At 64.5% G+C, this 21,792-nt stretch carries 19 protein-coding genes and 1 pseudogene; 15 read left to right on the forward strand and 5 right to left on the reverse strand.

Going from position 1 to position 21,792, the window contains the following annotated elements; translation table 11 throughout:
• Window positions 1–8 precede the first annotated feature (8 nt).
• Genes VF34_RS21415 through araA form a run of 7 tightly spaced genes read left to right on the forward strand, consistent with a single transcriptional unit; the run spans window position 9 to window position 8,651 of the window.
• The gene (locus tag VF34_RS21415; protein ID WP_045842019.1) at window positions 9–1,640 is read left to right on the forward strand and encodes a sugar ABC transporter ATP-binding protein; all 1,632 of its coding nucleotides are present in this window, start codon (window positions 9–11) and stop codon (window positions 1,638–1,640) included.
• Window positions 1,637–2,701, forward strand: coding sequence for an ABC transporter permease (locus VF34_RS21420; protein ID WP_080729054.1), 1,065 nt, complete (start codon window positions 1,637–1,639; stop codon window positions 2,699–2,701). Before VF34_RS21415 ends, VF34_RS21420 begins: the two co-directional genes overlap by 4 nt.
• Before the next feature lie 8 nt (window positions 2,702–2,709).
• Complete coding sequence (yjfF, locus tag VF34_RS21425; RefSeq protein WP_080729065.1) at window positions 2,710–3,735, forward strand: galactofuranose ABC transporter, permease protein YjfF; 1,026 nt, start codon at window positions 2,710–2,712, stop codon at window positions 3,733–3,735.
• Window positions 3,732–4,793, forward strand: a complete 1,062-nt coding sequence (locus VF34_RS21430) for a LacI family DNA-binding transcriptional regulator (RefSeq protein WP_230591075.1) — start codon at window positions 3,732–3,734, stop codon at window positions 4,791–4,793. Before yjfF ends, VF34_RS21430 begins: the two co-directional genes overlap by 4 nt.
• A complete protein-coding gene (gene araB, locus VF34_RS21435) occupies window positions 4,783–6,456 on the forward strand; it encodes a ribulokinase (protein ID WP_045842020.1) in 1,674 nt (557 codons plus the stop codon). Before VF34_RS21430 ends, araB begins: the two co-directional genes overlap by 11 nt.
• Window positions 6,453–7,130 carry an L-ribulose-5-phosphate 4-epimerase gene (locus VF34_RS21440; RefSeq protein WP_032401214.1) on the forward strand — a complete coding sequence of 226 codons (678 nt, stop codon included), beginning with the start codon at window positions 6,453–6,455 and terminating at the stop codon, window positions 7,128–7,130. The genes araB and VF34_RS21440 overlap by 4 nt, the downstream gene beginning before the upstream one ends.
• 36 nt (window positions 7,131–7,166) lie before the next feature.
• Window positions 7,167–8,651, forward strand: coding sequence for an L-arabinose isomerase (araA, locus tag VF34_RS21445; protein ID WP_032368850.1), 1,485 nt, complete (start codon window positions 7,167–7,169; stop codon window positions 8,649–8,651).
• Window positions 8,652–8,669: 18 nt separating this feature from the next.
• Here araA and VF34_RS21450 read toward each other — a convergent pair whose 3' ends face one another.
• The 4 genes from VF34_RS21450 to VF34_RS21465 form a co-directional block, all read right to left on the reverse strand.
• Window positions 8,670–9,608, reverse strand: coding sequence for a TAXI family TRAP transporter solute-binding subunit (locus tag VF34_RS21450; protein WP_052718704.1), 939 nt, complete (start codon window positions 9,606–9,608; stop codon window positions 8,670–8,672).
• Window positions 9,609–9,633: 25 nt separating this feature from the next.
• Window positions 9,634–10,998 carry an MFS transporter gene (locus VF34_RS21455; protein ID WP_032372988.1) on the reverse strand — a complete coding sequence of 455 codons (1,365 nt, stop codon included), beginning with the start codon at window positions 10,996–10,998 and terminating at the stop codon, window positions 9,634–9,636.
• A gap of 123 nt (window positions 10,999–11,121) precedes the next feature.
• On the reverse strand, window positions 11,122–12,537 hold the full coding sequence (locus VF34_RS21460; protein ID WP_231578259.1) for a sensor histidine kinase: 1,416 nt from the start codon (window positions 12,535–12,537) through the stop codon (window positions 11,122–11,124).
• 1 nt (window position 12,538) lies between these two features.
• Window positions 12,539–13,198 carry a response regulator transcription factor gene (locus tag VF34_RS21465; protein ID WP_032383926.1) on the reverse strand — a complete coding sequence of 220 codons (660 nt, stop codon included), beginning with the start codon at window positions 13,196–13,198 and terminating at the stop codon, window positions 12,539–12,541.
• Between the two features lie 172 nt (window positions 13,199–13,370).
• Between VF34_RS21465 and VF34_RS21470 the strand changes: the two genes are divergently transcribed.
• The 3 genes and pseudogenes from VF34_RS21470 (at window position 13,371) to VF34_RS21480 (ending at window position 16,077) form a co-directional block, all read left to right on the forward strand.
• Entirely contained in the window at window positions 13,371–13,658 is a 288-nt protein-coding gene (locus VF34_RS21470; protein WP_045842021.1) for a hypothetical protein, read from the forward strand.
• Window positions 13,659–13,727: 69 nt separating this feature from the next.
• Window positions 13,728–15,125 (forward strand): annotated as a pseudogene (locus VF34_RS21475) (LLM class flavin-dependent oxidoreductase); the annotation flags it as partial.
• Window positions 15,126–15,603: 478 nt separating this feature from the next.
• The gene (locus tag VF34_RS21480) at window positions 15,604–16,077 is read left to right on the forward strand and encodes a hypothetical protein (protein WP_032372991.1); all 474 of its coding nucleotides are present in this window, start codon (window positions 15,604–15,606) and stop codon (window positions 16,075–16,077) included.
• A 25-nt stretch (window positions 16,078–16,102) separates the two neighbouring features.
• Here VF34_RS21480 and VF34_RS21485 read toward each other — a convergent pair whose 3' ends face one another.
• Window positions 16,103–16,669, reverse strand: a complete 567-nt coding sequence (locus VF34_RS21485; protein ID WP_032372992.1) for a TetR/AcrR family transcriptional regulator — start codon at window positions 16,667–16,669, stop codon at window positions 16,103–16,105.
• 79 nt (window positions 16,670–16,748) lie between these two features.
• On the opposite strand from VF34_RS21485, the gene VF34_RS21490 reads away from it, so the two are divergent.
• From VF34_RS21490 to VF34_RS21510, 5 genes are all read left to right on the forward strand, one after another.
• A complete protein-coding gene (locus VF34_RS21490; protein ID WP_032364794.1) occupies window positions 16,749–17,543 on the forward strand; it encodes an SDR family NAD(P)-dependent oxidoreductase in 795 nt (264 codons plus the stop codon).
• 45 nt (window positions 17,544–17,588) lie between these two features.
• Entirely contained in the window at window positions 17,589–18,539 is a 951-nt protein-coding gene (locus VF34_RS21495) for an alpha/beta hydrolase (protein ID WP_045842023.1), read from the forward strand.
• A gap of 42 nt (window positions 18,540–18,581) precedes the next feature.
• Window positions 18,582–19,115: a DUF6924 domain-containing protein gene (locus VF34_RS21500; protein ID WP_032372994.1), complete on the forward strand. Its 534-nt coding sequence runs from the start codon at window positions 18,582–18,584 to the stop codon at window positions 19,113–19,115.
• Window positions 19,116–19,164: 49 nt separating this feature from the next.
• Entirely contained in the window at window positions 19,165–20,223 is a 1,059-nt protein-coding gene (locus VF34_RS21505) for a GGDEF domain-containing protein (RefSeq protein WP_032372995.1), read from the forward strand.
• A 63-nt stretch (window positions 20,224–20,286) separates the two neighbouring features.
• Window positions 20,287–21,774, forward strand: coding sequence for an FAD-dependent oxidoreductase (locus VF34_RS21510; protein WP_032372996.1), 1,488 nt, complete (start codon window positions 20,287–20,289; stop codon window positions 21,772–21,774).
• Window positions 21,775–21,792: the final 18 nt, after the last annotated feature.

Below are 21,792 nucleotides of genomic sequence, written 5' to 3' on the forward strand. Positions count from 1 at the left end.
GTCGACGCATGCATACCGACACCGTTCCCACCGCGGAGCCGATCACCAGCACAGAGCCGACTCCGCTCGTGGAGATGAAAGACATCTCGATCACCTTCGGTGCCGTCCGAGCCCTCGACGGGGTGTCGTTGCGGCTCTTCCCCGGCGAGGTGCATTCGCTGATAGGTGAGAACGGTGCCGGTAAATCGACGTTGATCAAGGCACTGACCGGGGTCTACTCGATCGACAGCGGAACGGTCACGATCGACGGAACCGAACACGAGTTCGCGACGCCGAGCGCGGCCCAGGCTGCAGGTATCAGCACCGTCTACCAGGAAGTGAACCTACTTCCGAATCTGACTGTCGCAGAGAACATGCTCCTGGGCCGCGAGCCCCGACGCCTACCCGGAAAACTGTTGGGGGCCATCGGCGGTATCGACACGCGAGCGATGAACCGCCGTGCCAGAACGACTCTCGACCGGCTGGGGCTCGACATCGAGCCGTCGTCGGTCCTCGGGGACCATCCGATCGCCGTGCAACAGCTCGTCGCCATCGCCCGTGCAGTCGATGTCGACGCCCGCGTCCTCATCCTGGACGAGCCGACCTCGAGTCTGGACAAGGACGAGGTCGAAACCCTGTACTCCGTCATCGAGCGGCTGCGGGAAGACGGAACCTCGATCGTCTTCGTGTCACACTTCCTCGACCAGATCTACCGGATCTCCGACCGAATGACGATCCTGCGCAACGGAAAGCTCGTCTCCGAGCGCCTGGTCGCCGACACTCCGCAGTTCGAGTTGGTCGAGTTGATGATCGGGCGAGAACTGGACACCTTGCGCGAACTCGACAGCCGCGAGCCGGTGATGGTTTCCGACGAACAGACGCCCGTCGTGGAGGTGTTGGGCATTGGACGCAAGGGCGCACTGGAAGCAACCGATCTGCGTCTGCATGCGGGACAGGTCGTCGGCATCGCAGGTCTGCTCGGGTCCGGCCGTACCGAGCTTGCTCGCCTGCTCGGTGGAGCCGATCGATCGGACTCGGGATCGATCGAAGTGCATGCGACCAAGCACCGCATTCGCAGTCCACGCCAGGCCGCCGATCAGCGCATCGCCCTCACCAGCGAGGATCGCAAGGCCGACGGTGTGGTGGCCGATCTGACGGTGGCCGACAACATGCTGCTCGCGCTGCAGGCCAAGCGTGGATGGCTTCGTCCCATCCCTCGTGCCACCCGCACCAAGCTCGTCAAGGAGTACATCTCTGCACTCGACATCAGGCCCGCCGATCCGAACGCGTTGATGCGCAACCTGTCCGGCGGCAACCAACAGAAAGTGCTCCTCGCCCGCTGGCTCATCACCGAACCCGAACTTCTGATTCTGGACGAACCGACACGCGGAATCGACATCGGTGCCAAAGCGCAGATCCAAACCCAGGTGGCCGACCTGGCCGCGCGCGGAATGTCGGTGGTGTTCATCTCCGCCGAGCTCGAAGAGATCCTGCGCCTCAGTGACCGCATCGTGGTCATGCGAGATCACCGCAAGATCGACGAACGTATCAACGACGGTGTGTCGGTCGGCGACGTGCTCGCCACCATCGCAGCCGGGGTGCGCACCGACGAACCCGTCGCGGCCGCCACTTCGACCACCGACAGGAATGTCGCATCATGACCGAAACCCTCGAACCATCGGCCGGCGCGCCCGCTCGCGCACGTGCCGCCCTCGCCCAGCCGGTCGTCTGGCCGCTGCTGGCTCTGATAGCTCTGATCGTCGTCAATGTCGTTGTGACACCGGACTTCCTCGACATTCGAATCGAGAACGGTGGCCTGTTCGGAAACATCGTCGATATCGCACGCAACTCCGCGCCGCTCATTCTGGTGGCCGTCGGCATGACGCTGGTGGTGGCAACCCGCGGCATCGACCTCTCCGTGGGCGCAGTGGCAGTCATCGCTGCCGCCGTTGCGTGTACTCGCATCGTCGCGGCACCGGACGAGGGTGCCACCACGACGATGATCATGGCTGTTGTCTGGGCACTGGGAGCATGTCTGCTGCTGGGTCTGTGGAACGGCCTTCTGGTGTCGGTCTTCGGGATTCAACCCATCATCGCGACGCTCATTCTGATGGTCGCCGGACGTGGCCTGGCCATGTTGATCACCGACGGAAACATCACGACAGTCAACAACCCGGCCTTCAGCACGCTCGCGTCGGGCACGCTTCTCGGACTTCCACTGGCACTGATCATCGCTCTCGTGGTCGTGGCGGCAACCGCACTGTTGACCCGGCGGACCGCACTGGGGATGCTCGTCGAAGCCGTCGGAATCAACCCGGAGGCAAGCAGATTGGCCGGTGTCCAGTCGCGGACGATTGTTTGGACGGTCTACGTGTTCGCCGCGGTGTGCTCGGGAATGGCCGGTCTGATCATCGCTGCGAACACCAACTCGGTGAACGCGAACAGTCTGGGCCAGTGGATCGAGCTCGACGCGATCCTCGCTGTCGTCATCGGCGGTACTGCTCTGACCGGTGGTCGATTCTCCATCGCGGGCACCGTCGTCGGTGCCCTGCTCATCGGCACACTCACGCGCACCATCACCAATGTCGGTATCCCCTCCGAGGCCAACTACCTGTTCAAAGCGGTCGTCATCATCGTGGTCTGCCTGTTGCAGTCACCACGAGCCCGCGCATCACTGCGGACGTGGTTCCGCACCGACTCCACCAAGGCGGTACGACCGTGAGCGACCTCATGACTGCTCCCCCCACGACCACCGCGGCAGCACCGAGCACCGCGCCCTCGACCTGGGACCGCGTGAAGCGGTACTCCCCACCGTCTCGGTTTCTGCCGGTCATCGCCACGTTCGCGCTGTTCGTCGGTCTGTTCGGACTCGGCGAATTCCGCTACAGCGGCTTCGCCGATCCACAGGTGTTCCTGTCACTGCTGATCGACAACTCGTTCCTCATCGTCCTCGCGGTAGGGATGACCTTCGTCATCCTCACCGGCGGAATCGATCTCTCCGTCGGGTCCGTCGTCGCACTGTCGACGATGATCGCCGCGCGCACACTGCAATTGGGCTGGCCACCGCTGCTGGTCATGGCCGTGGTGTTGCTGTGCGGTGCCGTGCTCGGCACCGTCATGGGTGCCCTCATCCACTACCTGCAGATTCAGCCGTTCGTCGCCACACTCGCGGGGATGTTCCTCGCCCGGGGCCTGTGCTACATGATCGGTGTCGAGTCGATCCCGATCACCGACGACACGTTCTCCTCGATCGCATTCGCCGTCATCGAACTACCCGGCGGCTACACCATCACCTGGAGCGTGGTGATCGCGCTGGTCACGGTGGCGATTGCTGCATACGTGTTGGCCTGCACTCGTTTCGGACGTTCGGTCTACGGCATCGGTGGCAACGAAGCGTCCGCGCTGCTGATGGGGCTCAAGGTGGCGGCCGTGAAAGTCGGCGTCTACACGATCAGCGGATTCTGCGCAGCGCTCGCCGGCCTACTGTTCTCCTTCTACGCACTGTCGGGCTACAGCCTCAACGCCGTCGGCATGGAGCTCGACGCTATCGCCGCGGTGGTGATCGGCGGAACGCTGCTCACCGGCGGGCGCGGGTACGTCCTCGGCTCGCTGGTGGGAGTCCTGATACTTGGCGCCATACAGACTTTCATCGCCTTCGACGGAACCCTGAGCTCGTGGTGGACGCGAATCACGATCGGAGTGCTGCTCCTGGTGTTCGTTCTCGCCCAACGTCTCCTGACGGCGAGAAAGAGGTGACCAACACAGGGATCGACGGTAAGGCACCGGTCATGACCGACGTCGCCCGATTGGCCGGGGTGTCCCATCAGACGGTCTCGCGGGTCATCAACGGTCAGAACAACTTACGCCCCGAAACCCGCGACCGGGTACAGAATGCCATCGACCAACTGGGCTATCGTCCCAATCGTGCCGCCAGGGCACTGGTCACCAAGCGCTCCGCGTCGATCGGAATCATCGGCTCCAAAGGCGGGTTCTGGGGGCCGAGCACCACGCATCGCACCGTGCAGAGCGCGGCACGTGATGCCGGATTCTCGGTCAGCGCAGTCAGTCTCGCAACGCTGACACACGACGAACTCGTCGGCGCACTGCATCACCTGCACGACCAGGGTGTCGAGGGCATCGTGTTGATCGCCGCCACCGACGACGCTGTGGCAGCGGCTCGATCCGAGGAGTCCGTCGTTCCCGTCGTGGTCGTCGAAGGTGACCCCACCACCTCGACCTGGACCGTGGGCATCGATCAGGTCGGCGGTGCTCGGTTGGCCACCCGACACCTGATCGAGGCAGGTCACGAACGCATCGTGCACCTGTCAGGACCGCAGGGATGGACCGAATCCCGCGGCCGTGAACAAGGGTGGCAGGATGCGCTCGACGAGGCCGGGCTGGCGTGGACACCGGTCCTGCGCGGCGACTGGTCCGCACGCAGCGGCTACGAGAACGGGCTCCGCCTCGCCGAGGACCACACCGTCACGGCCGCGTTCTGTGCCAACGACCAGATGGCCCTCGGCTTGCTGCGCGCCTTCCACGAGAGCGGCCGCCGTGTGCCCGAGGACTTCGCCGTCGTCGGATTCGACGACATCCCCGAGGCTGCTTTCCTGATTCCACCACTGACGACGGTCCGCCAGGACTTCACCGAAGTCGGCAGACGGGCGATCGACGTGCTGCGCGCGGCACTGGACAACACTGCCGCGCCCGAGGCGTCCATCGATCCTGAACTCGTCGTTCGATCGTCCAGCACCACTGCACCGAAACCGACCACAACCGTTGCACCGCAACAAGGAGAATCGCATGTCCAATGACCGCTACACGGTAGGAGTGGACTACGGCACTCTCTCCGGCCGTGCCGTAGTCGTCCGTGTGTCCGATGGTGCCGAAATTGCATCTGCCGTACACGAATACCGCCACGCCGTACTCGAGGAGACTCTGCCCGGCAGTACCGTACGACTACCCGACGCGTGGGCTCTGCAGGTGCCGGACGACTATCGCGACGTCCTACGCCGCGCGGTCCCCGCTGCGATGGCCGCCGCGGGCATCGAGCCGGAGCAGGTGGTGGGCATCGGGACCGACTTCACCGCATGCACCATGGTGCCGACCTACGCGGACGGTACGCCGCTCAGCGAAGACCCGCGGTTCGTCGATCGCCCACACGCCTACGTCAAACTGTGGAAACACCATGCGGCGCAGGGGCAGGCCGACCGCATCAACGAACTGGCCGCCCGTCGCGGCGAGAGCTGGCTCCCCCGCTACGGCGGCTTGATCTCCTCGGAATGGGAATTCGCCAAGGCGCTGCAGATTCACGAGGAGGACGCCGAGATCTACGAGGCCATGGACCGGTGGGTCGAGGCGGCCGACTGGATCGTCTGGCAATTGTGCGGAAACTACGTGCGTAACGCCTGCACCGCGGGATACAAGGGCATATATCAGGACGGCAAGTACCCTTCCGTCGATTTCTTGACCGAGCTCGCGCCCGGTTTCGGTGGATTCGTGGCCGACAAACTCGATCAGCCGCTGGGCGAATTGGGCTCGCGTGCAGGCACGTTGACCGCGGAGGCCGCGGCATGGACGGGGCTGCCCGAGGGGATCGCCGTCGCGGTCGGCAACGTGGACGCTCACGTCACGGCGCCGGCTGCGGGTGCAGTCGAGTCGGGCCGAATGGTCGCCATCATGGGAACTTCCACCTGCCACGTCATGAGTTCCACCGTGTTGAACGACGTTCCGGGTATGTGCGGCGTCGTCGACGGCGGCATCGTCGCGGGGTCGTACGGGTACGAGGCCGGCCAGAGCGGGGTCGGCGACATCTTCGGGTGGTTCACCCGCACCGGAGTTCCCGCGTCCTACAGCGAAGCGGCAACTGCCGCAGGCGAGTCCGTGCACGAATACCTGACGCGGCTCGCGTCGGCCCAAGAGGTGGGCGAGCACGGTCTGGTCGCGCTCGACTGGCACAGCGGCAATCGGTCGATCCTGGTCGATCACGAACTGTCCGGCCTGGTCATCGGATCGACGCTCGCGACGCGGCCCGAGGACACCTACCGCGCACTGCTCGAGGCAACGGCGTTCGGTACCCGCGTCATCGTCGAGACGTTTCGCGACAGCGGCGTTCCCGTCGACGAATTCGTCGTGGCGGGAGGGCTGGCCCGCAACCCACTGCTGATGCAGATCTACGCCGACGTGCTACGAATGCCGTTGTCCGTCATCGCGTCCGCACAGGGCCCCGCCTTGGGCTCCGCCATCCACGCGGCAGTGGCCGCAGGCTGCTACCCGGACGTGCCGGTGGCGTCGAAATCGATGGGCAAGGTCCGCCGCGGTGCATTCGTTCCGGACGAGTCCCGGTCGAAGGCATACGACTCGCTGTACGAGGTCTACCTGGAACTGCACGATCGCTTCGGTCGGGACGTACCGACCATGCGCCGGCTGCGATCACTGCGTCGCGCAGCCCTGACGAGGAAGCTGGGAGCGAAATGACAGTTGTCGACGATGTTCGCGAGGTCGTCGAGGAGATTCGCAAGGACGTGTGCGCACTGCATGCGGAACTGGTGCGCTACGGACTGGTCGTGTGGACGGCGGGCAACGTGTCCGCGCGCGTTCCCGGTCGAGACCTCATGGTCATCAAGCCGAGCGGCGTCTCCTACGACGACCTGACACCCGGCAACATGGTGGTGTGCGATCTGCACGGTCGAGTGGTCGAAGGAGACCACGCGCCGTCCTCGGACACCGAGGCGCAGGCCTACGTCTATCGGCACCTCGACCATATCAACGGTGTGGTGCACACTCATTCGCCCTACGCGGTGGCGTGGGCCGCACGAGGAGAACCCATTCCGGTCGTGACCACGATGTGCGCCGACGAATTCGGCGGCGACATTCCGGTGGGTCCGTTCGCCGTGATCGGCGACGACTCGATCGGGCGCGGCATCGTCGACACCCTCGCAGACAGCCGCTCTCCGGCAATACTCATGCAGAACCACGGCGTCTTCGCCGTTGGCCCGTCGGCCCGATCTGCGGTGAAAGCGGCGGTCATGTGCGAGGACGTGGCCCGATCGGTGCACCTGTCATATCAACTGGGACAACCACTTCCCATCCCCCGCGCGTCGGTCGACGCACTCTACGACCGCTACCAGAACGTCTACGGCCAGCGCTGATCAGCGCCACATTTTTCCACGGAAGGTACATTCTCCATGTCCGAAGTATGGTTTCTCACCGGCAGTCAAGGCCTCTACGGTCCCGAGACGCTCGAGCAGGTGGCAGTCCAATCACGGGAGATCGCAGACAAACTCGACGGCGCACTGCCGGTATCCGTCGTCTGGAAGCCGGTGCTGCTCGACGCGTCCGCGATCCTGCGGTGCATGCGCGAGGCCAACGCCGCCGAGGACTGCATCGGCGTCGTCACCTGGATGCACACTTTCTCGCCGGCCAAGATGTGGATCGCAGGCCTGGACGCGCTCGATGTGCCACTGCTGCATCTGCACACGCAGGCCGGAATGTCGTTGCCCTGGTCCACGATCGACATGGAGTTCATGAATCTGAACCAGGCTGCGCACGGTGATCGCGAGTTCGGGCACATCGAGTCCAGGGTCGGCGTACTGCGCACCACCATCGCGGGCCACGTCGACAATCCGTCGGTACGGACGCGGGCGGAGCAGTGGGCGCGCGCGGCACTCGGCCGGGCAGAACTGCGTTCGCTGAAACTGGCCCGCTTCGGCGACAACATGCGCGACGTCGCGGTCACCGAGGGCGACAAGGTGGAGGCGCAGCTGCGGTTCGGCGTCTCCGTGAACACCTACGGCGTCAACGATCTCGTGGACGTGGTCGACAGCGTCAGCGAGTCTGCCGTCTCGGAACTCGTCGACGAGTATCGGTCGCTCTACGACATCGCACCGAGCCTCGACAAGGACGGGGATCGGCACGACTCCCTCCGCTACGGCGCACGCGTCGAAGCGGGAATGCGGCAGTTCCTCACCGACGGCGGGTTCAAGGCGTTCACCACCAATTTCGAGGACCTCGGCGGCCTGCGTCAGTTGCCGGGATTGGCGGTGCAGCGACTGATGGCCGACGGTTACGGCTTCGGCGGCGAGGGCGACTGGAAGACGTCGATGTTGTTGCGCGGCATGAAGGTCATGGCCGAGGGACTGGAGGGCGGTACGTCCTTCATGGAGGACTACACCTACCACCTCGTCCCCGGTGAGGAGAAGATCCTCGGTGCACACATGCTGGAGGTGTGCCCGTCCATCACGACGTCTCGCCCCACATTGGAAATTCATCCACTCTCGATCGGCGGCCGCGAGGATCCGGTGCGGCTGCGATTCACCGCCGATCCGGGGCACGGTGTCGTCGTCGGACTGTCCGACGTCGGTGAACGATTCCGATTGACGGCCAACGTGATCGACGTGGTCGAACCCGACGAGGCGCTGCCGAAACTACCCGTGGCATGCGCAGTGTGGGAACCGCAGCCCTCGCTGTCGGTGTCGGCCGAATCGTGGTTGACCGCAGGCGCACCCCACCACACGGTGTTGAGCACCGCTATCGGTCTGCCTGTGCTGGAAGCATTCTCGGACATGATCGGTGTCGAGCTGCTCGCCATCGATTCCGGCACCACGACGCGTGGGTTCCAGCAGACTCTCCGATGGAATGCGGCGTACCACCGACTCGCAGCGAGGTTGTGAGCTGGTAGTGCCCGCCGTCTAACCGTGTCGAGCGCGGTATTCCTCTTCGGCCCCGGGGTGCAGAGGAATACCGCCCGTCATGACCAGTGAGCGTGCGTCGAGAAATTGGCTGCCGATCGCTTGCCCGGGAACCAGGGCCGACGATCGGTCGAGCAGAACGCTCACCAGTGCGGCGACAACTCGGTTCGGCACATCGGGGTGGGCCAACAGCAGATTCGGAATTCCGACGGTCGTCACCTCCGGGTGCGAGCCGTACACGTTCGCCGGAACCGGGACCGCCTCGTACGCGGTGCCGAACGCCCGACGCAGGTTCGGAACGAGACTGCCCAGTTCGAGCAACCGGATCTCGCTACGCGGGTCGGCGAAAGCCGGGGTCGGCAATCCACCCGCCCACATCACCGCGTCGATCTCGTTGTCGGACAACGCGGTCGCGGCGGAACTCATCGACAATTGAACTTCACGAACTGCATCCGGTCCCGAGACTCCGGCCGCGTCCAGGATCCGATGCGAGAGAACCGTCGCCCCCGATCCGGGCGCGCCGGTACTCACTCGCCGGCCCCGCAGATCACTCGCGGCCACGATGGTCGAATCGGCCCGCACAGCGACCTGGAAGTAGTTCTCGTAGACGCATCCGACCGCGGCCAGGTCGGTACTCGGGTGGCTGTATGCGGCGTCGATCAGCGTCATCGCCAGTTCGGCACGACCGGAGATCAACGCGTCGAGGTTGTCCAGGGAACCGGATGTCGTGAGCGGCACGACCTCGACCTCCGACAGTCCGGCAGCCGCGTCGGACAGCAGGCCGGAGAACTCCCAGAAGAAGCCGCCCACCTCGCCCGCCGCCAGGCGCAGTTGCATCGGTGGGTCCGTGGCGCAGGCTCCCATGGCCACCGCGGTCAGCGAAACGACACCGGCCCGCAGAGCTGTTCTTCGAGAGAACAACGCAGCGGGCCGGAGCATGTCACTCACTGTAAGTCGTCACAGGTCACGCGAAGGCCTTGCCCTGCTCCCTGTCGAGGACGGTCTCGGTCTTGTTCCGCAGCACGAAGATGTACACCAGGAGCGAGATGCCGATGACGACGGTCACGTACAGAATGAACCACCCGACGTGCCCACCGTTCTTCGCTGCCTGGTAGATCAACGGAGCGGTACCGCCGAACGCGGAGTTCGCCAGCGCGTACCCGAGGCCGACTCCCAAGGCGCGAATGTGCGAGGGGAACAATTCGGCTTTGACGATCGCGTTGATCGAGGTGTAGCCGGTGAGGATGACGTAGCCGACGCAGACCAGCGCCAGTGACTGCACCACCGACGTCGCCGACGGCAGATACGTGATGAGCACGTAGGTGTAGAGCACGCCGCCGACGCCGAAGAAGACCAGCAGAGGCTTGCGTCCCACCTTGTCGCTGATCAAGCCGCCGATGGGCTGCAGCAACATCAGGAAGATCAGCCCGAACAGGTTGATCCAGGTCCCGGTCATTCCGCGGTCCTCGTACGCTGCCTTGATCATCGAGGGTGCATTGACGCTGTAGGTGTAGAACGCGATGGTGCCACCGGCGGTCACCATGAAACAGATCAGCAGAGCGCGCCAGTGCTTTCCGACCAATTCCTTGAGAGATCCGGACGCCTGATCGGCACCGCTACGAACTGCCTCGAGCTGATCCTTCGTCAGGGACTCGTCCATGCTGCGGCGCAGCCAGAAGACGACCACTGCGGCGACGCCACCGATGAAGAACGCTATGCGCCAACCGAAGTCCTCGATCTGCTCCCGCTCGAAGAAGACCTGCATGAGCAGCAGCGTGACCTGCGCCAGAACGTGGCCGCCGATCAGCGTGACGTACTGGAACGAGGAGAAGAATCCGCGACGCTCACGAGTGGCGGCCTCGGACATGTACGTCGCCGACGCTCCGTACTCACCACCGGTGGCGAAGCCCTGCACCAGACGGCACAAGATCAGAATGACTGCGGCCCATACACCGATGCTCTCCCGGCCGGGGGTGAACGCAATGACCATCGAGCAGGCCGCCATCAGCGAGACGCTGAATGTCAGTGCGGCTCGGCGGCCGTTCCGGTCTGCGTAGCGTCCGAAGAACCACGAACCGACCGGACGCATCAGGAACGTGACCGCGAAGATCCCGTAGACGTAGATGGTCGAATTCTTGTCCGCCGAATCGAAGAACTGATTCTCGAAATACGTCGCGAAGACGGTGTAGACGTACACGTCGTACCACTCGACGAGGTTGCCCGACGACCCACGCAGTGTGTTGTAGACGGCGCGACGGGTGGCTGCGGGAGACGAGACCGGCGGGTTCGCACGAGACGAACCAGCGGTCGAAGTGGCCTCGTTGGCCATGGGCAGGTCCTTCCACAGATAGCTTGCGGGTGGGTCGCCGAACGCGTGACGGCAACCGAAGTCCTTCTACTGTGACCCCCAGCACAGCCAGAACCAAGCTGTTTCGCGTTTCCTAACACTCCCTTAGGACAAGGACCCGCTCGAGCCGTGACGCGGGAGCAGAATTCGGACGATCAAACCGGACGGTCGATGAGCGTCGACCTCGAGGCGTCCTCCCACTCGTTCGATCAGGGCCGCGACTATTGCCAGGCCGAGCCCCGTTCCGGCCCCGTGAGCACTTGATGCCCGAAAGAACCGGTCCGCGATCATCGGCAATTCGGCAGCGGATACACCCGGGCCGGTGTCGGTGATCGACACCACGACGTGATCGTCGCCGGCTCGGCAGTCGATGTCGACATCCGCTCCCGAACCGGCGTACTTGGTCGCGTTGCTCAGGATCGCGTCGAGCATACGCACCAGGTCTTCCTCCGGTACCGCAGCAGTGTGATCGGCTACCGGGTCGGGATCCGCGACATGGACGGTCAACCCGGCCACTGTCAGTGCGCTCGACCAGAATCGGACTCTGTCGGTGAGCACGAACAGTACGTCGCACGCGGTCTCGCGATGCAGGACCGGCGTCTCGGCAGCAGCGAGAACGAGAAGATCCTCGACGACGGAGTCGAGCCGATCGACCTCCAGTGTCGTTCGCTGGTGCGCTTCGGCGACCGATTCGGGCACCCGCATTCCCAACACGTCCAGTCGAATCCGTAATGCCGCCAGCGGGTTACGCAACGCGTGAGCGGTGTCGGCCACCAGACGACGCTGCGCAGCGGTCGCGTTCTCCACATCCTCGGCCATCGCGTCGAACGCACGCGAGAGCGCTCGAACCTCGGGCGGACCGACGTGTACATCCGACTCGAGACGTGGTGCGTCGTCGAGAGGCCGACGATCGTGAAAGGCGTCGCCGAACGATTGGACCCGCATCGACAACGACGTCAGTGGACGAACGACCCAGCGCGACAACGCAGCAGCGATCAGCGCCACCGTGGCCAAGATCAGCAGCGCACCGACAGCGATCACCGCCCACCCGATCGTGACATCCCGGCGGGCCGCGTCGGTGGAGGCTGCGATCACGACGGCACCGTCGACCTGCGTTCCCCCACCGATCGGTGCAGCCACCAGTACCGACGACGGCGACCACGGCGTCACACTCGACGGAAGGCCACCGCGTTGATTGCGTAGGGCGCCGGCCACCGCCTGTTGCACGTCCGTGCGCGTCGTATCCAGACCCGACGCAGCACGCACCGCTCCGGTGCGGTCGACGACCACGATCCCCTCGCCGTACAGATCGTTGTAGCGCTGCACCGACTCTCGGATTCGAGAATCACCCGACTCGTCCTCCCGGGAGCTCAGTTCCGCGAAGTACGTTGCAGCGGCAGCTCGATTCTCACCGAATCGTTGGGCGCGTTCGCGACCCAGCAACAATCCCAGCGGAACCGACAGCGCCAGAACGACGACGGCGGAGTAGACCATCAGCACCACGAGAACCCGGCGCCGCACGTCAGCTGTCCCAGCGGTAGCCGAAGCCGCGGATCGTGGCGATGGTCCCGGGTCGGCCGAGCTTGGCACGCAACGTCGTCATGTGCACGTCGAGCGATCGCGAGATCGCCACGTACGCATCGCCCCAGATCGCATCCATCAGCTGTTCGCGGCTCACCGCTTCACCACGCCGAGTCGCCAGGTGCGCGAGCAGGTCGAACTCTTTGGTGGTCAGCCCGATGTCACGCCCGTCGACATCGACACTGCGCCCGACGAGATCGACGACCACGTCGCCCAACTCGAGCCGATCCACCGCCGCATCACTCGTTGCGCTCCGACGCCGCGCCGCCACCTCCAGCCTCGCGTGCAACTCCCCCAATCGAGCGGGCTTGACGACGTAGTCGTCCGCGCCCGCGCGCAGAGCTCGGACCACCGACCGCTCGTCGTCCCGCGCGGTCAGTACCACCACGGGCACCGAACTCAAGGTCCGCAGCTTACGAAGCGCCTCGAGGCCGTCCATGTCGGGCAGGCCGAGATCGAGGAGAACGACACCCATGCCGTGGTACCCGAGCAGTAGGTCGGCACCGCGGCGCATCCGGACAGGGTCGTGCCCCACCTCGGTCAGCGCATCCACCAACGCGTCGCCGACGCCGTCGTCGTCCTCCACCACCGCTATTCGCATCGCCTCGAGATTAGGCCACCATCCGCTCTCGCACGCTCGGCGACCGTTGGCCAGGCTTCGAATCAGGGTGATTCGAACCGTCGCTGCACGGACTCGGACGGGTTAGCTTCGGTAACGATGCTCGATTCGTGGTGGACGTCGGTCTGCCCAACAGTGAGGACAGTCGCACCGCATGGCGCTCAACAACGGAACTCTGATCCACCTGGTCGCACGAGAGGGAAAGCAGGACGAGGTCGCCGCGATCCTGGGCGAAGCACTCGGATCGGTGGCGCGGGATCCGCAGACCGCGACGTGGTACGCGTATCGAATCACCAACACCGAGTTCGGAATTCTCGGTTCGTCCGAGAGTCAGGCACCCCTCGGCCAGGACGGGCATCCGGTGCTCACCCGACTGTCCGACGACCTACTCGCGCACGCGCCGTCGGTGCAGTCGTTCGACGTGCTCGCCTCCAAGGTCTGATGTCGACCGACCTGCGATGAGCAGCAGGTTCACCCCAGTACTCCGACCCGATGATCGAAAGAGCCGAACATGAACGCAGGGCCCAACCCCGCACGCAAGCAGCTGGTACTGAGCGCTTTCGACATGGCGTGCGTGGTGCACCAGAACCCCGGCATGTGGACCGACGCCGATGACCAGACTCACCGCTACACCGACATCGAGTACTGGGTGGAATTGGCCCAGACGCTGGAGGCGGCGGGTTTCGACATCCTCTTCCTGGCCGACGTCCTGGGGTTCTACGACGTGTACGGCGGCAACCGAGACGCCGCACTGCGTACCGCTGCGCAGGCACCCGTAGCCGATCCGCTGTTGACGATCTCGGCCATGGCCGCGGCGACGAAGACGCTGAGTTACGGTGCGACGGTCTCGTCCACCTACGAGCTGCCGTACAAGTTCGCCAAGACCATGACGACACTCGACCACCTCACCAAAGGCCGGGTGGCGTGGAACGTCGTGACGTCCTACCAGCAGAGCGCGGCAGTCAATCTCGGCCTGACGCAGCAGATCTCGCACGACGAGCGGTACGAGATCGCCGACGAGTTCATGGAGGTCTGCTACAAGCTGTGGGAGGGCTCGTGGGAAGAGGACGCGGTGGTGCGCGACCGCGCTCGTGGCGTCTACACCGAGCCGTCCAAGGTGCACGACATCGACCATGCCGGTAGGTACTTCACCGTTCCCGGTGCGCATCTGGGCGAACCGTCCCCGCAACGCACGCCGTTCCTGTTCCAGGCCGGGGCGTCGGCCCGGGGGCGCAAGTTCGCTGCCAAGCACGCCGAAGCGGTCTTCCTCGTCGGAGTCAACCCGCACGACGTTCGCCCCATCGTCGACCAGTACCGCATGTTGGCCGCCGAGCAGGGACGCGATCCGCGAAGCCTGAAGATCATCATGATGCTCACCCCCATCGTCGCCGAGACCGACGAGGCCGCGCACGAAAAACTGCTGCAGGTTCAGAAGCACGCCCAGGTCGACGCCGCTCTGGCACTGTGGGGCGGATGGACCGGAGTCGATCTCTCGGGAGCCGACCCCGACAAGCCGTTGGACCAGTTCCGAGGCGACGGCATCCGTGCGTTCAGCGACATGCTCACTCGGGTCGACAGCGAATTGGTCTGGACACCACGCAAACTCGCGGAGTGGCTGTGCGTGGGCGGCATGAGCGCGAGCATCGTGGGCTCACCGAAGACGATCGTCGATCACTTCGAGGAGTGGATCGAGATCGCCGATGTCGACGGCTTCAACATCGCTCGCGTCACCAACTTCGAAACCTTCCGCGACTTCGGTGAATTGATCACCCCCGAACTCCGTCGCCGCGGATTGATTCCCGACTCCAACCGCACCGAACCCACCTCCCTGCGCGAACTCGTGCTGGGGCAGCCGCGTCTGCGCGACGACCATCCCGGCGCGGCCTTTCGGCCCGCCGCGACGACGGGTCCCCGTCCGGCCCCGCCGACGACCATTCGTGTCGCACCCCGCAATGTCGGACTCCTGGTCACCCTCACCGCCAAACCCGACACGGCAGACGCCCTGGAAAACTGGCTCACCGAGATGCACGCCCACGCACTCGACGAGCCGGGCACCACAACCTGGTATGCAATCAAGTTGAGCGAGAACACGTTCGCGATCTACGACACGTTCCCCGACGAGGACGGACGCCAAGACCACCTGCACGGCAGCATCGTGAAGTCGCTTCGCGAACGTCAGCAGGAGCTTCTGGCCGAGCCGCCGACCATCCGTCAGGTGGACCTGCTCGCAGTGAAATCCTTGTTGACGGTCTGATCGACGAACGTCAGCGGCTCATCTCACCTACTGTTCTTCGAGGGGGAGCACCGGGTTTCAGGGCCGCGGGTCTGCGGGGCGGCCGAACATAATTCGGTATCGCCCCAGCGCGCTCGTATGCCAGCCTGAAGCGATGGAATGGCAGGCTTTCGAATGCGTCGAGGAGTGGCGTCTTCCGTTCGTCCCGGACTCCGGTCACGGCGCACCCACTCGGATCGTCGACGCGTGCGGTGCCGTGGGGCGTGATCTGTACTGCCGCAAGCACGGCAGCGAACAGCACATCGAGCGGTCGGAATGGACGATCGCACTGATGGAGACCGGGCACTGCCATGTCGGGCTCGAACCCGTCCCGCATCACCGGAGGCCCGCCCTCGAGCAGTTCCGAGGCTTTTCGTTCGGCGCGTTGCATATCGATCAAACGCTCGCCGAGGCCACGGTCGTCGTTGCCGACTCGGTGCAGGGCGAACTCGCAGGCTATTACCCGTTCATCCAGTGGCCGATCCAGGAGAAGCGACTGCTCCTGCCGGTGGTGCGCGACGGAACGGCCGTGTGGCGGGACCCGCGGACCGACCTGACAGTTGCCGAGATCGGCCTGCTGACCGACTGACCACGAGATCCACAGCGCACCAGAGTCATTCGGTAGAGCTGGTACGCGAAACAGGCGGTATGGTCGCGACCAATCGATCGATCACCGAACGGACGACCTCCGGAGCCGGGGCGTGCGTCAGCAATCCCTCCACGACGAACGTCCCGATGCGCAGCATCGCATCGGCTTCGGACCCGGACAGTCCAGCCTTCTCGATATCGGAAGCGAACAACGATTCCGCGAAGTGGTGGAAACCGTTGTGCCAGTGTTCGATTGCTGCCGACTTGGCAACTCGGTCGTGCACCGTCGATACCAGAGGGCCCACCCTCTGCAGTTGCTCCACGAGCCAGACCAAACGGTCGGCCAGGGATCGATCCGCGACGGTCGCATAATCTGCCGCGTCCTCGGCCGCGATAGCGGTCAGCACTGCGACCAGGATGTCGTCCTTGTCGTCGAAGTACCAGTACACGGTGTTCGGGGTGATCCCGACAGCTTTCGCCAGACGGCTGATCGATGCGCGCTCGAAACCGTCGGATACGAACATCTCGCGGGCAGCGGCGACGATGTCGTCGCGCTTGCTCTCTCTGTCGTGTAGTCCGCGATTCTTGGGCATGTCCCGGAGTTTATCTTGAATGCCATTCAAGACTCTGCTACCGTTCTTGATGACCGTTCAAGAGATGGAGACGTGGCAGATGTCGAACACCGGACGCACAGCCCTGATCACCGGCGCATCCGCAGGCATCGGCGCGGCCTTCGCCCGTCACCTCGCCGCCGAGGGACACAACCTCGTTCTGGTAGCCCGTCGCGAGGATCGGTTGACTGCACTGGCAGACGAGCTCACCACGCGCCACAGCGTGCGGTGCGACGTGGTGGCCGCCGACCTGGCCGATCGCGACGCTCCCCGCGCGATCATGGAGCGCACGCGAGCCCTGGGTGTCGACATCGACATACTCGTCAACAATGCTGGAATGTCGGGGAATTCGAAGTTCGCCGACGCTCCATTCGAGTCGCTGGCCGCGGAGATCCAGGTGATGATCACGGCGGTGACCGAACTTGCTCACCTCACTGTTCCTGGCATGAAAGAGCGAGGATACGGACGCATCGTCAACCTCTCGTCGCTGGCGGCCCTCCTTCCGCCCGCAGCCAGTCTGCTGTACACCGGCATCAAGTCCTACGTACTCGACGTGTCGCAGTCACTCGACATGGAGCTGCGTCCCCACGGCATTCACGTCACCGCGCTCTGCCCGGGCTTCACGCACAGCGAGTTCCACGACGTCATGGGAACCAGGGAGGCGGCCACATCCAAGCTCCCCTCGATCCTGTGGCAGAACCCCGAGGACGTCGTTCGCGAGGGATGGCGCGCGGTCGAGAACGGCACTCCGGTGTGCGTGCCCGGGTTGGTCAACAAAGCGACTGCTGTTGCAGCCAAACCGATTCCGACACGTATCGGGTACTACCTCGGCCGGACACTCAACCCCTTCAAGTAGCGAGTCTCGATCCATACAGTCTTTGCTGAACAGAGGAACAATGGCATGATCACCGACGACCACACCGGTTTCACCCGTACCGAGACGTCATTCCACTCGAACGGAGTTCGTTGCGCCACTACGGTTTTCCGGCCACGCAGCCCGGCCTCCGACCGTCTGCCGGTGATTGTCATGGCCCACGGGTTCGGTAGTCCCCGAGCCATGCGCCTGTACGCCTACGCGGAGCGTTTCGTCGCGGCCGGTTACGTGGTGTGCGTCTTCGACTACCGGTTCTTCGGGGACAGCGAGGGCGAACCGCGCCAGTTGTTGGACGTGAACGAACAGCTCACCGACTGGCGAAACGCAGTCGACTTCGCTCGCGCATTAGACGGAGTCGACGACAATCGGGTCGTCGGCTGGGGGACGTCGTTCGCCGGTGGCCACGTACTGACGTTGGCGGGCAACGGGGTTCGATTCGCAGCCGTCATCGCCCAGGTACCTCACATCGACGGCATTGCTGCCGTTCGCGCAACCGGATTGCGACAGGCTGTGCGGCTGGCACCGGCCGCCATGTCCGACGCTGTGCGCGCTGCCCTCGGCCGATCGCCGCGCTACGTCGACAGCGTCGGACTACCCGGCCAACGAGCCGTGATGGTCTCGCCCGACGCGATGAAGGGGCGTGACCGTCTCGTCCTCGAGTCCGGACTGTCCGACGGCGACTACCCCGAAACCGTCGCTGCACGAATCCTTCTGAAAATCTGGCGCTACTCCCCCGGGAGAACGATGTCACGTATCGACTGCCCCACTTTGGTGCAGATTGCGTCCGAAGACACAGTGACCCCGGCGTCCGTCGCACAACGCGCCGCGGCGAAAGTTCGCGGTGCGACGGTTCGAACCTACGTAGGCGGTCATTTCGACCCGTACGTGGAGCCGCTGTTCTCCTCGGTGATCGGAGATCAGCTGGCCTTCCTCGTCGATACTGTGCCCGTGCAGCTCCGGGCTGTCCCCTCCGCCTGACCGCACGTTCGGTGCACCCCACAGTTCTCGGATTGGATCACCATGCCCGACGGCGCGAGCAGCTCCGAACTCTGGCTGTTGCGAACATATTTCGGTGAGGACGACGACGCAATCTGGACGTCCTTGACGGAGTCGGCGCGCAGCACACGATCTGCCGTCCCGGGTGCCGAGCTGGTCGTGTCGTCGGACCGAACACAGTGCCAGCAGCGTATTCGACGGGTCGTCGCACGACTGGCGACGCGCGCCGAGGCGAACGACGGACTGTATGTTGCGCTTGCCGACAAGCAAACGTTCGCGCGCCCGGATCGATCGCTGCTCACCATCGACTGTTCGGCGGTTCCGCGCAACGCCGAACGCATACCCTCGACTCGAATGACTCCGGACAGTGCCTTCCGGTTGGGCATCGACGGGCATGTACCGAAGCTCGAAGCGGCCCGGTTGTCGAAACCGAAACAGGCGACTACGTTTCACCACTCCGAGCCACTCGCCGCCGACCTCGCCGACCGTGTCGGGGAGGCAGTCCGAGCCAGTCTGCGCTGGCGATCGGACATGACACGAGACGGTTTCGGTGGGTAGACATCGGGACTCACCGGCAAGACGTGCGCCCACCGAGCGACCGGCCGGCATGCGGGCGAACGACGAGACACCCGACCCGCTGCTGCGGACGGGGGTTGTCGTTCAGACTCTGCTGTTCGGGCTGCTCGGCATCGGCACCACGTTCACGCAGGACGGCCCCACCGAAGGACTCGGCACCGTACTGACCTACGCCGTGTGCATCAGCACGATTCCCGTCGCCCGGATCATGAGCAAAGCCGAATTCGGGATGGACTGGTGGTCTCGCCGCGCACCCGTCAACAACTGGTTCGTCGTGTATTGCGAACTCGGTGTCACCGTGGTGACGGCAACCTACGCTGATCCTCTAGCAGCGCTTCAGGGTGCGATGCTTCTCGCACTGGTCGGTGCGTACGCCGCGCACTTCGCTCGACCGAAAGTGATCTGGTTCCACGTCGGGTGGAGCACGGTGTACATGCTCGTACTCGGATCTTCAGCGCTGGCGAAGACCCCTACCGACGCCGTATCGGTCGTCCTCCGAGTCGTCGTGGCCATCACGGTGATCAACGGCGCTGTCACGCTGCTGTCGGCGTTCTCACGAGCAGTACTCCACTCCTCTCGGGTTCATCTGTCCGACGCGATGACCGACCCACTGACCGGAGTGCTGAACCGGCGAGGCCTGGAAGCCAGAGCAGTCGGTGCCGGCAACGACCCCGTTCGTCCGGCCTTGTTGCTGATCGATATCGACCACTTCAAAGCCGTCAACGACCACCACGGCCACTCCGCGGGCGATGTCGCGTTGAGGCTGACGGCAATGCGATTGACCATGAGCGCCGGCCGACACGCGACGGTCTCACGACTGGGCGGCGACGAATTCGTCGTCCTCGTCCCGGATCCGACGCCGACGCTCGGCGAATTCGCCGAGCGCCTTCGACAGGCCGTCCATAACGTCGCAGACGACATCCCGATCACCGTCAGCGTCGGTGCCGCACTGCCACAGGTGGATCCACGCTCCACCCGCACCGTGTTCGACCGAACACTCGCCGCCGCCGACGAGGCTTTGTATCGCGCGAAACGCAACGGCCGCAATTGCGTCGCTCTTGCGCGTCCGCCCGGCGACATCGTTCACTGACGACGGCGCACTGCCTCTTGGTTTTGCCGGGTTTCGCGACGACGAAGGCGGGAACTCGGTTGTATGCCGCCCAACTCACTCTGGCTCGACCGACCCGACCGCACGCCCTACCGCGCGATCGATTTCAGACAGAAGTACGACACCGTGGTCATCGGGGCCGGACTCACAGGTTTGGTCACCGCCCTGCTGTTCGCACGAGCCGGAGAACGCGTCGCGGTGCTCGAAGCCCGCACGATCGGTGCCGTCGCGACGGGAAACACGACAGCCAAGATCAGTGTTCTGCAGGGCACGAAGCTGTCGTCGATAGCGTCGAAACATTCGCACCAGCAGGTGCGGCGTTACGTGCAGGGCAACACTGCTGGGCAGCAATGGCTGCTCGAATACTGCGCGGAGCGGGGTATAGCGGTCCAACGCGAGACGGCGTACACGTACGCCACGACCAGCTCCGGTCTCACCGCCGTTCGCGATGAATTGCGCGTCGCTCTCGGTGCCGGACTGAACGCCTCCTACGGCACCGACACCGAACTTCCCTTCGATGTCGCCGGTGCCGTGTCTGTTCCGGACCAAGCTCAATTCGATCCGATGGACGCCCTCATTGCCCTGGCCGAGGACGCCTCGAGCGCGGGTGCGGACATCACCGAAGGCACCCGAGCACTCGGTGTGAGACGAAGGCTTCGTCACGTCGACGTCAAGACTGATCAGGGTCCACTCCGCGGGTCGCGGGTCGTCTTGGCCACTGGCACACCCATTCTCGATCGCGGTGCATTCTTCGCTCGAATGGAACCGATGCGGTCGTATGCCGCCGCGTACGAGATCGACGGCGACGTTCCACGCGGAATGTACCTCTCGGCCGACTCCCCCAGCCGATCGATCCGGTACGCGCCCACCCCGGCCGGCGATCTACTCCTCATCGGTGGAAACGATCACGTCGTCGGGCGCGAGTCTTCTCCGCAGGCACAGGTGAACGACCTCGACGAATGGACCGCAGAGAACTTCCCCGGAGCCCGACGACGATACAGATGGTCCGCGCAGGACTACGGGTCGATCGACGCGCTGCCGTACGCCGGACCACTGCTGCCCGGCGACGATCGCATCTGGGTCGCCACCGGGTACGACAAATGGGGAATGACGAACGCCGCGGCGTCCGCGCTCGTTCTTGCACAGCGGGCGTTCGGCGGTCGAACCGACTGGGCCGGCGCGTACGACAGCTGGAATCTGCGCCAACTCACCGGCATCGTCGACGCGATCCGTATCAATGCCAACGTGGGACTGAACATGACGAAAGGATGGGCGAAGCCGATCACCGGGGGCTCGAAAACCCCACTGGTCGAGGGTCAGGGCCACGTCGAGCCCGGCATCGCACCGAAGGCTGTCTGCACCGTCGACGGCGTCACCCACCGCGTGTCTGCGGTGTGCCCGCACCTCGGCGGCATCGTGGCGTGGAACGATGCCGAAAAGTCTTGGGACTGCCCGCTGCACGGTTCGCGTTTCGCTGCCGACGGCTCCGTGTTGGAGGGTCCCGTCACGTCGGGTCTGAATCCGTTGTCCTGACCCTTTCATATGTCGACA

The organism is Rhodococcus sp. PML026 (assembly GCF_000963615.1).
GTDB classification, from domain to species: Bacteria; Actinomycetota; Actinomycetes; order Mycobacteriales; family Mycobacteriaceae; genus Rhodococcoides; species Rhodococcoides fascians.

What these genes read in the sequence shown, in the direction of transcription:
- VF34_RS21465 (WP_032383926.1), bottom strand. Translation starts at nt 13,198, where the DNA reads ATGCGAATAGCGGTGGTGGAGGACGACGACGGCGTCGGCGACGCGTTG.
- VF34_RS21490 (WP_032364794.1), top strand. Translation starts at nt 16,749, where the DNA reads ATGTCGAACACCGGACGCACAGCCCTGATCACCGGCGCATCCGCAGGC.
- VF34_RS21420 (WP_080729054.1), top strand. Translation starts at nt 1,637, where the DNA reads ATGACCGAAACCCTCGAACCATCGGCCGGCGCGCCCGCTCGCGCACGT.
- VF34_RS21500 (WP_032372994.1), top strand. Translation starts at nt 18,582, where the DNA reads ATGCCCGACGGCGCGAGCAGCTCCGAACTCTGGCTGTTGCGAACATAT.
- VF34_RS21485 (WP_032372992.1), bottom strand. Translation starts at nt 16,669, where the DNA reads ATGCCCAAGAATCGCGGACTACACGACAGAGAGAGCAAGCGCGACGAC.
- VF34_RS21505 (WP_032372995.1), top strand. Translation starts at nt 19,165, where the DNA reads ATGCGGGCGAACGACGAGACACCCGACCCGCTGCTGCGGACGGGGGTT.
- VF34_RS21510 (WP_032372996.1), top strand. Translation starts at nt 20,287, where the DNA reads ATGCCGCCCAACTCACTCTGGCTCGACCGACCCGACCGCACGCCCTAC.
- araA (WP_032368850.1), top strand. Translation starts at nt 7,167, where the DNA reads ATGTCCGAAGTATGGTTTCTCACCGGCAGTCAAGGCCTCTACGGTCCC.
- VF34_RS21495 (WP_045842023.1), top strand. Translation starts at nt 17,589, where the DNA reads ATGATCACCGACGACCACACCGGTTTCACCCGTACCGAGACGTCATTC.
- VF34_RS21440 (WP_032401214.1), top strand. Translation starts at nt 6,453, where the DNA reads ATGACAGTTGTCGACGATGTTCGCGAGGTCGTCGAGGAGATTCGCAAG.
- VF34_RS21470 (WP_045842021.1), top strand. Translation starts at nt 13,371, where the DNA reads ATGGCGCTCAACAACGGAACTCTGATCCACCTGGTCGCACGAGAGGGA.
- VF34_RS21455 (WP_032372988.1), bottom strand. Translation starts at nt 10,998, where the DNA reads ATGGCCAACGAGGCCACTTCGACCGCTGGTTCGTCTCGTGCGAACCCG.
- VF34_RS21450 (WP_052718704.1), bottom strand. Translation starts at nt 9,608, where the DNA reads ATGCTCCGGCCCGCTGCGTTGTTCTCTCGAAGAACAGCTCTGCGGGCC.
- VF34_RS21415 (WP_045842019.1), top strand. Translation starts at nt 9, where the DNA reads ATGCATACCGACACCGTTCCCACCGCGGAGCCGATCACCAGCACAGAG.
- araB (WP_045842020.1), top strand. Translation starts at nt 4,783, where the DNA reads ATGTCCAATGACCGCTACACGGTAGGAGTGGACTACGGCACTCTCTCC.
- VF34_RS21480 (WP_032372991.1), top strand. Translation starts at nt 15,604, where the DNA reads ATGGAATGGCAGGCTTTCGAATGCGTCGAGGAGTGGCGTCTTCCGTTC.
- yjfF (WP_080729065.1), top strand. Translation starts at nt 2,710, where the DNA reads ATGACTGCTCCCCCCACGACCACCGCGGCAGCACCGAGCACCGCGCCC.